The sequence below is a fragment of the Pseudoalteromonas shioyasakiensis genome (assembly GCF_001550135.1).
GTDB classification, from domain to species: domain Bacteria; phylum Pseudomonadota; class Gammaproteobacteria; order Enterobacterales; family Alteromonadaceae; genus Pseudoalteromonas; species Pseudoalteromonas shioyasakiensis.
The window spans coordinates 474,294-490,533 of sequence record NZ_LRUE01000024.1; the positions used below are offsets into that span (position 1 = coordinate 474,294).

Genomic DNA, 16,240 nt, shown 5'->3' on the forward strand with positions numbered 1-16,240 from the left:
AAACGAATCGGTATTATTTATCGTGTTCATGAGCGGCTTTTTCTTCGGCCAGCTCTTCTTTTAATTTGCGTATCTTAAGACCAAGCTCTTGTCCGCGATGGCGAGCATAATAGGTGCAGCCAATAAACATCAGACTAGCAAAGGTTAACTCAAGTAATACCCAAATCAGCTGCTCTTGTGCGACCCATAGTAATGTAAATCCATGGATAAAATAGAACATCACGATAAAGTTTGCCCACGCGTAGGTATAAGGCTTATCTTGAATAATGCCCTTAAGTGGTAACAGTAGAGGCAGTATATAAACAACAAAGATAAAGGCGTTACTGTGGCCTTCTCTTGGGGCAATTAAAAACAGCCAAATTGGCATCAAAACTAATAAGCCGATATAACCAATCAGTGCAAAACGTTGGAATCGTTTTGTAATTGGTTTTTTGGCAACAGGCTGATTTAGCTCAGGTTCCAAGCTCATTTTAATTTACTCGCAATTAGTGCCAAGCGTTTTCCAACGCTTTGGCAAATTTTAATTTCGTCTTTACTTAACACATTGCTGTTATTGCTACCGGCCACATGACTCGCGCCGTACGGCGTACCGCCGGTTTCAGTTGCTAATAACTCAGGTACCTCATAAGGCACACCAAGTAACATCATGCCGTGATGTAACAACGGCAGTGATAGATTCAACAAGGTAGCTTCGTTACCACCGTGCATACTGCTTGATGACGAAAAAACGCAAGCAGGCTTATCTATTAGCTGACCTTTGAGCCATAGATCACTAGTGGTTTCCCAAAAGCTCTTAGCTTGTGAGGCCATCATGCCAAATCGAGTAGGGGTGCCAAAGGCTAAGCCATCACACTGAATTAGATCATCTTTACTGATCACAATATCGTGTGGCTGACGTTTAACAAACGTGCGCAATAAGGCGGTTGCACCGTGTTGCTCAATCGACTCGGCTATCTCATGTGCCATTGCTTCTACAGAGCCATGGCTTGAGTGGTATAGCACAACAATGTTTATAGCCATTAAAGTACGCTTAATACGTTTTCTGGTGGACGACCTAGAGCAGCTTTGCCGTTATTTTCAACAATTGGGCGCTCGATTAGTTTTGGGTTGGCAGCCATTGCAGCAATTAATTTGTCTTCGTTTTGTTCGTTTTTAAGCTCAAGCTCTTTGTAGATGTCTTCTTTAGTACGCATTAACTCACGCGCTGAAGTGAAGCCCAGTTGGCTAACTAAAGTCGAGATTTGTTGTTCATTAAGCGGTGTTTTTAGGTATTCAATAACACTTGGCTGTACGTTATTGCTTTCTAATAGGGCAAGTGTTTCACGCGATTTTGAACAACGTGGATTATGATAAATAGTCACAGACATGGTGTGTTCTCACATTTAATAATTTGGCTTATTTTAGGGCAAGCGCCGCGAGACTTAAAGTCTCGCAAGCTCTTTTTGTAATTGACGGTATTGTGTAAGTAGGGCTTTTAAACGTTGTTGTTTAACTAGCTCTTCAGGCTCAACAAAGTTTAGTGCTTTTTGAATTTCATCAGCTGCTTTTAAATAAGCGCCATATTGGGCAAGCACATCGGCATGCGCTTCATGGTAGGAAGCCATATTTTCTTGCTTTTTATAGACATCAGCAATGAGCTCTTTGGCAAGATTGTTCTCAGGTTTTGCTAATAAATAAGATTTTAAGATACGTTCAGCAAGGTCAAATTGTTTAGCTTCAATAGCGGCATTTGCATAGTTTAATGCAATCACCTGATTGTTAGGTCTATCGATATCTAGCTTAGCTAAAAACTCTACTGCTTCATTCGCTTTACCTTGCGCAATGAGTAAGTCTGTGTGGGTATCAATATAAAATAAGTTCTTTGGATCTTGCTCAAGCAGTGGATTCAAAATACTGGCTGCTTCATCAAGCTTTTTTTGGTCCAACAAGCTAATACCCAAGCCATATTTAAGTGCAGTGTCGTTATGAGCGGTATTTTCACGCATTAATTTACGAAATAAATCTTCTGCGGCTTTTGATTTTTGCTGATAACGAGCAATAACACGGCTCTTAGCTAGGTTAAACTCTAGGCTGTCGGAGTAGTGTCTTTTTGGATACTGCTCGGCACGTAAGCGTACATCAGAGACACGGCTTTCAGGCAATGGGTGAGTGAGCAAAAAGGCTGGCGGCTTATATTTGTAGCGAATTTGTGCAGCAAGTTTAGTTAAAAACTCGCTCGATTGGCGAGGATCAAACCCTGCATTGTTTAAGGTCTGCATACCAATACGGTCTGCCTCTTGTTCAGCAGCACGGCTATGAGTTAATTGACTAAATGCCGCTTGTGTTTGGTTTGCTGAGATAATGGCTATGCCGGCATCAGGTGCAACAACGGTTGCTAAAATACCTGCAATCATACCAGCGATAGTTAACGCGCTGTTATCTTGCTGCTGTTGAATACGACGGGCTAAATGGCGCTGCGTTACGTGAGCAATCTCGTGCCCAAGTACTGAGGCAAATTGGCTTTCGTTATCGGCTTGTGCGATAAGACCCGTATGCACACCCACATGGCCACCATAAAAGGCAAAGGCATTAATTTCAGCGTTGTTTAACCAGAAAAATGAAAATGGAAAACGCACATCGTTGGCGTTTGCGACTAAACGACGGCCCAAAGTGGTCAGGTACTCATCAAGAACAGGATCACTTACAACGGGTGATGAGCCACGAATTTGCATCATCATCACTTCACCGATCGCTTGCTCTTTTTCAATCGGCAAAGCCTGTAAAGCTGAGGTCCCTAAATCGGGCAGCTTAAAGTTTGTTTGTGCCTTCAACGGCTCACTATGCAATATTGAAAATGTCAGCAATGCACTGCACAGTGTAATAAAGGCTGATTTTAGTCGCATCTTATTCCTTGTTGATTTGCTCACCTAACATGACTTTTGCTAAGTCTATTTCGTCGCTGCATGCTCGGCTGTCTTTTTCGCACAATTGATAGAAATCTTTTATTGTGACTCCATCTAGCTTAACAACGTTCAACTCTCGTTGTAAAAAAGTTATGATTTTATGCGCTACTTTATGGGCGTGAAGAATTAGGGCTTTGTCAGCTTTATCGCCTCTTTCAAAGTAAAAAGCGATGAATTTATGAAGCTGGTTAAAGCGAATAAGGTTTTTCATGGTGTGCGGGTCCCACACCTTAAATTCCATAAAGCGATTGTCTTTGATGTATTGGTCTACCATAACATCTTTAGCATAAGGGTAGGCCCATAATTCGAAACCTCGGTCCGTAAAGCTTTGATGCAAAGCAATTCGCGGCTTTTGCTCACAGACAATTTCGCCCAAGTCGGTTTCATGACCACCTAATAAATCAAGGTTCCAGTTGCGTGGATCAATTAATTGTTTAACGGCATTATCAAAACCGTGGTCTAAAATCCCTTCAGATTCGCTAACCGATGATGCCACCATATGATAAAAAGGCGGTAGCTCGCCCCAGTTTATTTGTTTTTTATACCAGTTTATCTCTTTAAGAGTTGGATTCGCAGGTAATTGCGCTTTATTATGCGAGCCAGGCATGGAGTTTCCTTTACTACCAGTTATAGATTAAGGATAAACTATTGTTTTGCGTGTTTTAAGAAAAAAATGAGTTGTTTCTCATTATAAAGACTTATTTTCGCAAGCAGCCTACACCTTATACTTATTATTCATATTAATAACGCAGTTGATTCGCTATGTTAACGGTTGATTTAAGAGGCTATAAGTGCCCTCAACAATTTATTCAGTTTAAATTAGGGTTGAATAAGGCAACATCAGTTAAACAACCCGTGACTTTTACATTTAATGCTGCTGAGGCAACGGACGATATGCAGCGATTTTTAGAAAAACATCATTACCATTTTAAAATTGACCTAGAATTAGGTGTACTAACTGTGGAGCCCATTCGTGTTTGAGTATGTAAAAGCCTGGTACGAAAATAAATTTTCTGATCCCCATTCAGTAACCTTGTTGTTACTGCTTATTGCAACCTTTGCATTTTTCTACTTTTTTGGTTCGTTAATCGTGCCAGTTTTAGTTGCCTTGGTGATTGCCTATTTACTTGATTGGCCTGTTGCTCACTTAGAAAAGCTAGGTTTAAAACGCTTTACCGCAACGATTCTTGTTATGTTGGTATTCAGTGGCTTGATGATCATGATTATTGTCGGCATGGGGCCAGTGCTTTGGCAGCAAACCAGCAACCTAGTTCAAGAAACCCCTTACATGATTGAAAAAGGTAAAGCGCTGCTTTTACATCTTCCTGAAGATTACCCAAGTTTGATTACTGAAGATCAGGTTAAATCAATTGTTACCAGTGTAGAGACCAAAGCTATTGAGTTTGGTCAGTTGGTGCTATCGGTGTCACTTACCTCAATAAAAGATGTGGCCGCTTGGCTGATTTATCTGATCTTAGTGCCGCTCCTGGTGTTCTTTATGCTTAAAGATAAATTAGAGCTCACACAAAGTGCCGAACGCTTATTGCCTAAGCAGCGCCGCTTGATCATTCAAGTATGGCAAGAAATGAATCAGCAAATCATGAATTATATCCGCGGTAAGGTATTTGAAATTTTAATTGTTGGTACAGCATCATTTATTGCTTTTGCAGTACTTGATCTTCGCTATGCGGCTTTACTCGGAGTGTTGGTTGGCTTATCGGTGCTTATTCCATTTGTTGGGGCTGCTTTGGTGACCATTCCTGTCGCTGCGGTGGCGTTATTCCAATTTGGTTTAGAAACACAATTTTGGACCATATTAATTATCTATGGAGTGATCCAAGCACTTGATGGCAATGTGTTAGTGCCGTTACTGTTCTCTGAAGCGGTAGATTTGAACCCCGTGTTTATCATCGTTGCGGTATTGTTTTTTGGTGGTTTATGGGGGTTTTGGGGCGTGTTCTTTGCAATACCGCTGGCTTCATTAGTAAAAGCGCTTATAAATGCCTGGTCTTCTAAGCAGGTTGAGCTAATAGAAGGTTAGCTTAGTCTTAAAAAGTATAGAAAACGCACTTTACTGACTAATTGATTATTATAATTTAGCCGTGAAAAATGTAAAATAGGTTATAAGATATATCTTTTAGTAATATGGTGCGTTTTACATGGCAAATTTTTACCTTCCTGACGATGCTAATCAGCAAATTTATTTAGATGCGAATGCAACGACTCCTGTACTTCCTGAAATTGCCGATGTGGTTTCGCACACGATGCAAGTCTGTTTTGGTAATCCATCAAGCTCTCATATTACGGGTATTCAAGCAAAACACTTATTAGAACAAACGCGTAACAAAGCACGTGAAGTCATTGGCGCAACTGACGGCGATATTTTATTTACTTCAGGTGCAACAGAAGGTATTCAAACAGCGGTTGTTTCTACGCTTATTGCTGCGAAAAATCATCAAATCGAGAATCCGGTATTACTTTATGGGGCAACAGAGCATAAAGCGGTGCCAAATACCCTAAAACATTGGAACAGCGTGCTTGATATCAACGCACAGGTATTAGCTATTCCAGTAGATAAAAACGGTATTTTAGACCACGAGTTTATTCGCAAACATGCTGCGAATGCACTGATGATTTGTACTATGGCAGTAAACAACGAAACCGGTGTATTCCAAGATTTAAGCGCTATTGAGCAAGTCATTCGTAGTGAAAACACCCATGTGGCTTGGATGGTTGACTGCGTGCAGGCATTAGGTAAAACCAACTTAGCGCTAAGCCAAACAACCATTGATTATGCTCCATTCTCTGGCCATAAATTGTATGCCCCTAAAGGTATTGGTGTACTTTATATTCGTAAAGGCAGTGCGTATACACCATTTATTGCTGGTGGCGGCCAAGAAAGTGGTATGCGTTCAGGCACCGAAAACTTACCAGGCATTGCTGGCTTGAATAAGTTGTTCTCGTTATTACTTGATAAACAAAACCAAACATTCAAGCCAATTGAGCAGCTACATGCTTTTCGCGAGCAATTATTAGCTGCATTAACAGACACCTTTGGCAGCATCACGTTTAATCACAGTTTTGAGCATTCAGTGCCAACAACATTAAACTTTGCAGTTAACGAATTAACCAGTAAAGAAGTGATGGATTTATTTGATGCGGCGGGTATCCGTGTGAGTGGCGGCTCTGCATGTAGCTCAGGTGCAAATCGTAGCTTTGTTTTAGATGCGATGGGAGCCAGTGATTGGCAAAGTGAAAACGCGATACGTATGTCGTTTGGCCCTGCTGTGAATCAGCAAGAGATTGACTTTGCTTGCGATAAAATTCGTTCACTAAAACCGATTCTAGAGGCAAATTGTCTTGTTGTGTCTGATAGTACATCGCCTCAACACGAAGTTTGTGCGATTGGCTTAACACAGCTACGTCATCAAGCAGCGTGCTGTTGGCTATATGTAGACAGCGATAAAAACGCAGTGGTGATTGATCCTATTATCGAGCTTATTCCGCGTATGGCGAAAATTGTCGCGACACAAGGTCTAACAGTAAAAGCCATTTTAGATACCCATAATCACCAAGAGCGTTTATCGGCTCGTTGTTTATTATCAAAAGAGCTCGCAGAACGTTTTGTTGCTAATGAAATAGATGAACTTGGCTGGCCTAAAGATTCAGCAACCATCGAATTAAGCGATGCACGCTTAACTAAAGTAGCGACACCGGGTCATAGTGACGATAGTGTTAGCTATTTATTGTCAGATACACAAAGCGGTGATATCAGCTATTGCTTCTGTGGTGATTTAATCTTACCAGGTGGCTTAGGTAACACAGCAATTAGCGGTGGCGATGCTGCGAAAATGGCTCAATCATTAAAACAGCTTGCTATGGCAGTGCAAGATTCTACGGTAATTTGTTCAGGGCATGATTATCAGCAATGTTTTGCTATGGATTGGCATGCTCAAAAGGCAACGACGCCGTTATTAGCAAAACTATTAAGTGAACAAGTATCAGATGATGAGTTTGTTGAATTAAAGCAACATGCGGATGAGCAAAAGCATACTGTAAGTCATTCTCTTTGTGGCTATGTTGAAACACTTGAAAGTGCGCCAATGAAACAGCTTGCTGCAAGTGATGCTAAAGTAATGCTAAACGATAAAGCCACTTACTTAATTGATACTCGTGAGCCGTATGAGCATGGTGCGAATAATTTGGCTGAGTTATTTACAGTTGCTGATAGCAAAGTGATCAACATTCCACTCAGTCGTATGGCAAACGCCATCGTGCAAGGGCAGCTTGAGAAAGACCATAGTTATATTTTGGTTTGCCGAAGTGGTAATCGTTCAAAACAAGCGGCAAACAATCTGTCGCAGTTAGGGTTTGAAAACGTTTATAACTTAAATGGCGGTTTAGCATTGCTTTAATAAGTAATACCAATTCAGTCATTAAAAAAGCCGCTATAGAGCGGCTTTTTCGTAACTTGTATAAACTAGGCCGTTGTAGGGCCTGAGCTTTCCCGTACCACTAATGAAGGGGTAAAGGTCGTGATGATGTCTTTATCTTGATTACGTGCACCACGGGTTTTTCTAAACAGTAAACGCGCTGCATGCTGCGAAATCACATCATTCGCCTGATGAGCTGTAGTGAGTTTAGGCCAAGTCTGACGCGAGAACGGTGAGTCCTCGAAGCCGGTAATTGATAACTGCTGTGGAATTTCGATCCCCATTAAGCGTGAGGCGAATAACGCGCCTGCTGCCATTTCATCGTTACCGCCAAGAAGGGCAGTGATGTTTTTCGGGTTATTTTCACCCAGCAATGCTTTTGCACCTTCTACACCTGATTCAAAAGAATACTGGCCTTCATAGATCAGCTCATCATTCATCGAGATGCTGTGATCTTTTAATGCGGCCTGATAACCCTCTAAGCGTTCAGTTGTTGATTTATGCTCTTTGTCACCACATAAAAAACCAATACTCTTATGGCCTAGCGAGAGTAGGTGAGAAGTAATTTCGTACGCAGCGGCGTAGTCGTTCACATAGATACAAGTGTCTTGGTCTTCTTCGGTAGGGCGACCAGAGAGTACGCGTACATAATGAATGCCCATTTCATCTAGCATATCGATAATGCTATTTTGCTCTGACAGCGGTGGCGTTAATACAAGGCCTGCTAAGCGAGAGCGCTTGATCATGGTTTTAAAGTCTTCTTCCATGTTGCCATCAAGGTAGTTACATGGATGAATCACCAGCTCATAGCCTTCTTCTTTACAGCGCGACAACACACCATTTTGCATATCGATGACATAATAAGCATTCGGGTTGTCATAAACTAAACCAACAGTAAAAGACGATGTGCCTGCTAGGTTACGAGCTGCAAGGTTTGGTTGATAGTTCAACGTGTTAACAGCGTCCATCACTATGTCGTACGTTTTTTTTCTGACCGATGGCTCTTTATTAATTACTCGCGAAACGGTTTTCATTGAAACACCAGCGAGCTTGGCTACATCATTTATGGTTACTTTCATACTGTTACTTTATAGTTAGTTATATTTGTATTATAATAATATCGAAAAGTGTTCACCAGAGCGCTTTTTCTTAATAGGTACATTAATATTTAATATAAGTTAGTTAGTGTATCTAATGTTCTACCAAATTAGCAGTAAAATAATTGAGATAATTTTTATGATACCGGTGTCAAAAGAGAAAAATTGCGCTATTATCTCGACTATAAAATGTAAAAGTAGAACATTGACAGCGTTGTCATTTTAACTTAGTGTTAATTTTCATCGTATTTTTAATTGCTGTCTTTATTCAACATTAATAAAAAGATAGTTAAAAATCAGTTTGTTGCAAGTTTTGAGGGGATTATATATATGAGCAGCCGTTCGCAATTAGCTAGTTGGCAAGCACTATCTGAAAGTGCCAAGAAGATGAAACAAATTCATCTTAAAGATTTATTTGCCAAAGATAGCACGCGTTTCGAGCAATTCTCTGCTCAGATCCCAGGTGTATTATTCGATTACTCAAAACAACAAATTGATAAAACTGTTTTTGAACAATTAATTGCTTTAGCGAAAGAGTGCGATATCAGCGCATGGCGCGACAAGATGTTCAGTGGTGAGAAAATTAACATTACTGAAGACCGTGCTGTACTTCATACTGCTTTACGTAACCGCGCTAACACAGCTGTAATGGTTGATGGTGAAAACGTAACTGACGCTGTTAACGCTGAGCTTGCTAAAATGAAAGCCTTTGTTGGCAAAGTACGTAGTGGCGAGTGGCTAGGCTACACAGGTAAAGCTGTAAAAGATGTTGTTGCTATTGGTGTAGGTGGTTCAAACCTTGGTCCGCAAATGGCAACCGAAGCACTTGCTGCTTATGCTGACGACACATTAAATGTTCACTATGTATCAAATGTTGATGGTGTTCAAATTGCATCTGTTTTACAAGGGTTAGATGTTGAGACAACATTATTTGTTATCTCATCTAAAACATTTACAACCTCAGAAACCATGACTAACGCTAAATCGGCTGTTGAGTGGTTTTTACAAACAGCACAAGCGCAAGAACATATTGCTAAGCACTTTGTAGCTGTAAGCACCAATTTAGAAAAAACAGCGGCCTTTGGTATCGCTGATGAAAACGTATTCACAATGTGGGATTGGGTAGGCGGTCGCTTTTCTTTATGGAGTGCGATAGGATTACCAATCGCCCTGTACCTAGGCTTCGACGCGTTCGAAGAGATCCTAGAAGGTGCGTTTGAAATTGATGAGCATTTTAAAAATGCTGAATTTGAAAATAACGTACCATTGTTAATGGCGCTTTTAAGTGTTTGGAACACTAGCTTTTTAGGTTATACGGCACAAGCTATTTTACCGTATGACCAAGCACTACACATGTTACCTGCGTATTTACAGCAAGGTGAGATGGAAAGTAACGGTAAGCATGTTACTTTTGCTGGTGAAACGGTTCCTTACACGACGGTTCCAATTATTTGGGGTATGACAGGTATTAATGGCCAACATGCTTTTTACCAATGTCTGCACCAAGGTAATGTAATTGTACCTGCTGACTTTATTGCCTCAATTGAGCCGCAAGTAAATGTTGGTAAGCACCATGATATTTTATTATCAAACTTCTTTGCACAAACCGAAGCGATGATGGCCGGTGTTGATGCAGAGCAAGTAACTGCAGATTTAACCGCAAAAGGTAAATCTGAAGCAGAAATTGCAGAATTATTGAATCATAAGATTCACCAAGGCAATCGCCCAACAACGTCAATGTTGTTAGATAAAGTTGATGCGAAAACGGTAGGACGTTTAATTGCGCTTTATGAGCACAAGATCTTCTGCCAAGGCATTATCTTAGAAATCTGTTCATTTGACCAATGGGGTGTAGAGCTAGGTAAGGGACTTGCCTCTAAAATTGAAGCTGAATTATTTGATGACGCAGTCAGTCATCCACACGATAGCTCAACCAACGGACTGATCGCTTACTATAAAACACATCGTAAGCAGTAATAGATTCGCAGCAACAGCTGTAAACCGAATACCTTTGAACGGGTAGCGCTGGAGTTCTTAGGGCCTGTATTTTTGTGAGAGGATTTACAGAGCCCCTAAGACTCATTTACTTCAGCCAACATAAGAATAATGAGTAAACTACTTACAACAAATTCAACAGGCTTTGTTAAAGGGATCATCTAACACAGCCAATCAACCAGATAACAACACGCACTGCCATACTGCATGAGTCGATTAACATGGCATTGCCAATGTAGAGAGTGATATATGTTAAATCCATTTGATATCGTAATTTTTGGGGGCGGCGGTGATCTTGCGTTACGTAAGTTACTTCCTGCAATGTATCGCGCTTATCAAGAGGGCAACCTTCCTCAAGGTTCTCGTATCCTTCCTACGGTACGTGAAGAAAGCAAACGTAAAGAATACATCGAAACAGCACATAAAGCGTTACAAGACTTTTTAGGTAAAGGTGAGTACAACGCAAAAGATTGGAAAGCATTTTCAGCTTATCTTGTGCCAGTTGTAACGAATGTAACTGAAGCCGATGATGACTGGGATAAACTAAAAGATATCCTTGATGAACACGATGCTGATAAGTCTCGTGTTTTTTACCTTTCATTACCACCTGCAGTGTACGGTAGCTGTTGTGAAATCTTATCTAAGAAAGGTCTGATCACAGAAACGTCACGCGTTGTTGTTGAAAAACCGATTGGTTACTGTGGTGAGTCTGCTGAAGCAATCAATGCAAAAATTGCTGAATACTTCAAAGAAGAGCAAGTATTCCGTATTGACCATTACTTAGGTAAAGAAACCGTACAAAACTTAATGGCACTGCGTTTTTCAAACTCACTGTTTGAAAACCTGTGGGATGCAAAATCAATCGATAACATCCAAATTAGCTTATCAGAAACAGTGGGCCTAGAAAGCCGCGCTGGTTTCTACGATAAAGCGGGTGCATTACGCGATATGGTACAAAACCACTTGTTACAATTACTTTGCTTAGTGGCAATGGAATCACCAAACAAATTAAACGCGAACAGCATCCGTACTGAGAAATTAAAAGTACTTGAGTCGTTACGTCCGTTAGTGGCTGAAGATGTTGATGCAAACATTGTACGTGGTCAGTATGTACCAGGTAACTTAGACGGTAAAATCGTCCCAGGTTACTTAGAAGAATTAAACGAAGGTGCGAGCAAAACAGAAACTTTTGTTGCTATTCGTGCGCACATCGATAACTGGCGTTGGGCAGGTGTTCCTTTCTACCTTCGTACTGGTAAACGTATGAAAAAGCGTTGTGCTGAAATCGTTGTTGAATACAAAAAAGTATCTCACAACGTTTATACCGACAACGTAGGTAACATTGAGCCAAATCGTCTTGTTATTCGTCTGCAACCAGAAGAAACAATTCAATTAACACTGATGTCTAAGCGCCTTGATAACCTTGAGATGCAATTAGAACCAGTAACCATGAACATTGAGTTATCGCAAGCGTACAGTAATGGTTTCCATTCAGATGCTTACAAGCGCTTAATGTTAGATGCCGCAGCAAATAACCCATCATTGTTTATTCACCGTGATGAAGTGCGTCAAGCATGGAAATGGATTGACCCAATCATTGAGCGTTGGCAAGAAAAAGGTGCACCATCGTTATACCGAGCTGGTACATGGGGCCCTGAAGATGCCGATGAGCTTTTAGAAGAAAACAACCACGTTTGGTTTAACACAGGCGATAAGGCGTAATTAAGATGGCAACAATTGTTGAAAAATTCTTTGCAAACAAAGACGAATTAACAGCTGAGCTTTCTTCAAGCCTTGAACAAAGTCTTGTTGCTGGTATTAAAGAAGATGGTCGTGCGGTACTAATGGTATCGGGTGGCTCATCGCCAGCACCAGCTTATAAGCACTTATCGAACCTTGAACTTGACTGGGCAAACATTGATGTTGCTATGGTTGATGAGCGTTGGGTTGATGCTGATCATGAAAAAAGTAATGAAGCATTTATCAAAAGCACGCTATTACAAAACCATGGCGCTGCAGCTAATTTCGTAACAATGAAAAATGACGCATTAACGGCACAAAATGGTGTAGCAGAATGTGAAGCTGCATACAAAGTATTAAAGCGTCCTTTTGATGTGACAATTTTAGGCATGGGTCCAGATGGTCATACGGCTTCACTTTTCCCACATGCTGAAGGCCTTGAACACGGTCTTGCGACAGATGATTTAGTATGTGCAATTAACGCTATTGAAAGCGATGTAACAGGTAAAATCACTGAGCGTATGACGTTAACTTTAGCTGCGATTGCAGACTCTAAAGTAGTGAAGCTTTTAATTAGCGGTGAAGAAAAGCTTGCTGTTTACAAGCAAGCGAAAGAGGGCGGTGCAGTTGCTGACATGCCTTTACGTGCAGTATTGAATCACCCACATATCAATATTGAAGTTTATTGGGCGCCTTAATCGCCTAATTAAAATCAAGGTCAAAAGCGAGCTATTATGCTCGCTTTTTTGTTTTTAAATAGTCATCTTTAACGAACAGTATTGAATAAATACGCTTTCTTTAAATAGCCCGATAAAGTGTTAGACAAGTACAAAAGGGCTCTATATAATTGAAAATGACAACGCTGTCATTGCTATTGATTGTTATTCTCAACATTCCCTTTAACTCATTCTGCCCAGAAAAAGTTAAAAATAATTTGTACATGACAGCGTGCTTTTAGAAATAGGTTAGTTTTTTAGGCTAATTTATTGTTAGATAACAGGTTTTATATAACTTTTAGTTATGGTTAATAAACGCCCAGTGGAAACTAAAGCTTACAAAAATGCATGTAATTTTTAGCTAATTTCAAAAACTCATCCTTTTGGTCTTTTCATCTGCAATATCACTCATGCTATATTTGCGCCGTTTATTTGTAACAATTCTTAAAAACTCAATATTAAATATTAGTTATATCAATAACTTGATTATTTCGTTGTAAATTTTTTGCACAAATTAACCAAAAAGATGTAGCACAAATGTAATTTAGAGTGTATGGTTTGTTACCAGATGACAGCGTTGTCATCATCACTGGGCAGAAGTGATATAAAAAACCAACAAAATGATTCAAGGGGAATCCTGTGTTAGCTAAAAATTTTAAGAAAAGCTTATTAGCAGTTAATATCGGCCTCGTAATGAGTGCTGGGTTCACTGGCGCTGCATACGCAGCAGAAGAAACTAAAGTTCAAGAAGATGTTGAAGTAATTGAAGTTCGCGGTATTCGCCGTTCACTTGAAGCTTCAATGAATACTAAGCGCTTTGCTGACAGCGTTGTCGATGCTGTTTCTGCAGAAGACATCGGTAAGTTTCCTGATGGCGATGTAGGTGAAGCACTTGGTCGTATTTCAGGTGTTGCTGTTAACCGTCAATTCGGTCAAGGTCAGCAAGTGTCTATTCGTGGTGCTTCAAGCCAATTAACACGCACACTTTTAAACGGTCAAACTGTTGCATCAACAGGTTGGTATGACCAACAATCAATCGACCGTAGCTTCAACTACACGCTTTTACCACCTGAATTAGTTGGTGAAATCCAAGTTTATAAATCTTCTCAAGCTGACGTTGTAGAAGGTGGTGTTGGTGGTACAGTTATTGTTAACACTCGTAAGCCACTTGATCTTGACGCTGGTACAACTTTCTTAAGTGCAAAAGGCGATTACGGCACAATCTCTGAAGAAACAGACCCTCAAGTTTCTGGCTTATTTAGCTGGAAAAATGACGAAGAAACATTCGGTTTATTAGGTTCAGTATCTTGGGCTGAAACAAACTACCAACGTAACGGTATCGAATCACTGATCGGTTGGGGTGATATTGTTCCTACTACGTTCCAACAAGAGCGTGAGCGTACAGCATTAAATGCAACTTTCCAGTATCGTCCTACAGAAAACCTAGAGCTAGGTTTAAACATCATGAGCCTTGAGTTAGATGCAAACAATGCAAATACCTCAAACTTCGTAATGTTCCCTGACGACAAAGAAGCAGCTTGTGAGCAAACAAATGCATCAGGTACATGTACTTTCTACCGTCGTACTGGTGAAGGTGTAAACCCAGGTTGGACTCAAACTTGGGCACGTATCGCAAGCATGTCATCTGACACTGCTGATTTTAGCCTTAAATACGAAGGTGAAAACTTCACATTAAAAGGTCGTTTCGGTACAACTGAATCAGAAGGTGGTACAGACCTAACTGCAAACTACGGTAACTTCATCGGCGTTCCATCTGATTACGCTGGTACTTATGATGCTACTGGTGATGTGATCAAAATTGATATCAATAACAAATACTTTGAAGCATCAGATTTTGCAGGTCCATTATCTCCTGCTGGTTGGGCACTTAAAAAGCAACCTAACACAGATGAAGAAACTTACGCACAGTTAGACCTTTCATTCCCTGTTGATTTTGGTGCTATCACAGCAATCAAAACAGGTTTCCGTTGGGCTGACCATGAAGTAAAACAAGAGACTTACTCAACTACTTTAGTTGATACATTACCAAGTGGTGATGGTGAGACTTACTACTCAGGTACAATGTCATCAGGTGCAGGTTTCACTTTACCTGAGCCAGATTTTGACAAAATGGTAGCTGATGCACGTGCTGCAATTGCAAGCTTCGATAATGATTCAGCTGTATACCGCTCAGGTTACGGTACAATCGAAGAAGAAAACTTCGCAGTTTACGCAATGGCTGAGTTCTCTGCAGAATCTATCCGCGGTAACTTCGGTTTACGTTATATCTCTACAGATGCAGAATCAGATTACTACGGTTTTGCAAATGGTGAGTACGAAAGTTCACTAAGCACAGATAAAGCGAGCTACAACGACGTATTACCTAGCATCAATATCGCATTCGATTTAGCTGAAGATGTAATTTTACGTACCTCTGCTGCACAAGTTATTGCACGTCCTAACTACACAGATATGTTCTCTGCATCATCTTTTGCAGGTTACGCTGATGGTACAGCAAATAACGAAGTACTAACTAAAGGTAACGTAGGCCTTAACCCATTCAAAGCAACTCAAGCTGATTTAGGTATCGAGTGGTACTTTGATGGTGACGGTATGGTAAGTGCAACTTACTTCTTCAAAGACATCACATCATTTGTTACTTCAAGCCAAATCTTGAATCAACAAATCGGTGTTGTAGACCCAGATACTCAAGGTGATAACTGGACGCTATCTACTAAGCTTAATGCAAGTGGTGGCCAAATCGAAGGTATCGAGCTACAAATTCAAGATGGCTTTGACAGTGGCTTTGGTTATTCAGCAAACTACACATTCGTAGATGCACCATCAGAAGCTGAAAACTACCCAGATATGATCCCATTATTCTCAGATTCGTCTAAGCATACTGTGAACTTAGTGGGTTACTATGAAACAGATACTTACTCAGCACGTTTAGCTTATAACTGGCGTTCAGAGTACATGATCCGTGAGCTACCTGGTTTCTACGGTAACCGTGAGCACCAATCATACGGTACGCTTGATTTCAGTGCTAACTACAGCGTAACTGATAACATTGACGTAACGTTTGAAGCTGTTAACTTAACTGAAGAAGACAGCGTACAAATCGGTGTTGCTCCTTCTGATGCAGAAGTAGTTCCTGAGCTTCGTAACGGCTACCCAGCATGGAGCTTTGAAGGTGAAGCACGCTACAAGCTAGGTGTATCACTACGTTTCTAATCTGATTTAGATAACGAAATTAAGAAAGCCCAGCTCGCACTGGGCTTTTTTGTGAGTAATACCAATCCGCAATAATACTTAGT

13 protein-coding genes are annotated in these 16,240 nt (G+C 40.6%); 7 read left to right on the forward strand and 6 right to left on the reverse strand.

What is annotated here, in order from left to right:
- Nucleotides 1–13: 13 nt before the first annotated feature.
- The 5 genes from PASHI_RS21120 to PASHI_RS21140 are packed head-to-tail and all read right to left on the reverse strand — an operon-like array spanning nt 14 to nt 3,549.
- Complete coding sequence (locus PASHI_RS21120) at nt 14–469, reverse strand: DUF2069 domain-containing protein (RefSeq protein ID WP_062566939.1); 456 nt, start codon at nt 467–469, stop codon at nt 14–16.
- The gene (gene wrbA, locus PASHI_RS21125) at nt 466–1,020 is read right to left on the reverse strand and encodes an NAD(P)H:quinone oxidoreductase (protein ID WP_062566940.1); all 555 of its coding nucleotides are present in this window, start codon (nt 1,018–1,020) and stop codon (nt 466–468) included. The genes PASHI_RS21120 and wrbA overlap by 4 nt, the downstream gene beginning before the upstream one ends.
- Entirely contained in the window at nt 1,020–1,367 is a 348-nt protein-coding gene (gene arsC, locus PASHI_RS21130) for an arsenate reductase (glutaredoxin) (protein WP_062566941.1), read from the reverse strand. The genes wrbA and arsC overlap by 1 nt, the downstream gene beginning before the upstream one ends.
- A 54-nt stretch (nt 1,368–1,421) precedes the next feature.
- Nucleotides 1,422–2,882, reverse strand: coding sequence for a beta-barrel assembly-enhancing protease (gene bepA / locus PASHI_RS21135; RefSeq protein WP_062566942.1), 1,461 nt, complete (start codon nt 2,880–2,882; stop codon nt 1,422–1,424).
- A 1-nt stretch (nt 2,883) separates the two neighbouring features.
- Complete coding sequence (locus PASHI_RS21140; RefSeq protein WP_062566943.1) at nt 2,884–3,549, reverse strand: hypothetical protein; 666 nt, start codon at nt 3,547–3,549, stop codon at nt 2,884–2,886.
- Nucleotides 3,550–3,704: 155 nt separating this feature from the next.
- Between PASHI_RS21140 and PASHI_RS21145 the strand changes: the two genes are divergently transcribed.
- The 3 genes from PASHI_RS21145 to PASHI_RS21155 all read left to right on the forward strand — a co-directional run bounded on the left by PASHI_RS21145 (nt 3,705) and on the right by PASHI_RS21155 (nt 7,357).
- Nucleotides 3,705–3,923, forward strand: a complete 219-nt coding sequence (locus PASHI_RS21145; protein ID WP_062566944.1) for a sulfurtransferase TusA family protein — start codon at nt 3,705–3,707, stop codon at nt 3,921–3,923.
- Nucleotides 3,916–4,983, forward strand: a complete 1,068-nt coding sequence (locus PASHI_RS21150) for an AI-2E family transporter (RefSeq protein WP_062566945.1) — start codon at nt 3,916–3,918, stop codon at nt 4,981–4,983. The genes PASHI_RS21145 and PASHI_RS21150 overlap by 8 nt, the downstream gene beginning before the upstream one ends.
- 118 nt (nt 4,984–5,101) lie before the next feature.
- On the forward strand, nt 5,102–7,357 hold the full coding sequence (locus tag PASHI_RS21155) for an aminotransferase class V-fold PLP-dependent enzyme (RefSeq protein WP_062566946.1): 2,256 nt from the start codon (nt 5,102–5,104) through the stop codon (nt 7,355–7,357).
- A 65-nt stretch (nt 7,358–7,422) separates the two neighbouring features.
- Here the strand turns inward: PASHI_RS21155 and PASHI_RS21160 are convergent, their stop codons facing one another.
- Complete coding sequence (locus PASHI_RS21160) at nt 7,423–8,454, reverse strand: LacI family DNA-binding transcriptional regulator (RefSeq protein ID WP_062566947.1); 1,032 nt, start codon at nt 8,452–8,454, stop codon at nt 7,423–7,425.
- Between the two features lie 348 nt (nt 8,455–8,802).
- Here PASHI_RS21160 and pgi point away from each other — a divergent pair, with 348 nt between their 5' ends.
- From pgi to PASHI_RS21180, 4 genes are all read left to right on the forward strand, one after another.
- Nucleotides 8,803–10,449 (forward strand): glucose-6-phosphate isomerase, encoded by a 1,647-nt coding sequence (gene pgi, locus PASHI_RS21165; protein WP_058586232.1) that lies wholly within the window; start codon nt 8,803–8,805, stop codon nt 10,447–10,449.
- Between the two features lie 267 nt (nt 10,450–10,716).
- Nucleotides 10,717–12,189 (forward strand): glucose-6-phosphate dehydrogenase, encoded by a 1,473-nt coding sequence (gene zwf / locus PASHI_RS21170; protein WP_054563610.1) that lies wholly within the window; start codon nt 10,717–10,719, stop codon nt 12,187–12,189.
- 5 nt (nt 12,190–12,194) lie between these two features.
- Nucleotides 12,195–12,905 (forward strand): 6-phosphogluconolactonase, encoded by a 711-nt coding sequence (gene pgl, locus PASHI_RS21175; protein WP_062566948.1) that lies wholly within the window; start codon nt 12,195–12,197, stop codon nt 12,903–12,905.
- A gap of 711 nt (nt 12,906–13,616) precedes the next feature.
- Nucleotides 13,617–16,157, forward strand: coding sequence for a TonB-dependent receptor (locus PASHI_RS21180; protein ID WP_062566983.1), 2,541 nt, complete (start codon nt 13,617–13,619; stop codon nt 16,155–16,157).
- Nucleotides 16,158–16,240 lie beyond the last annotated feature (83 nt).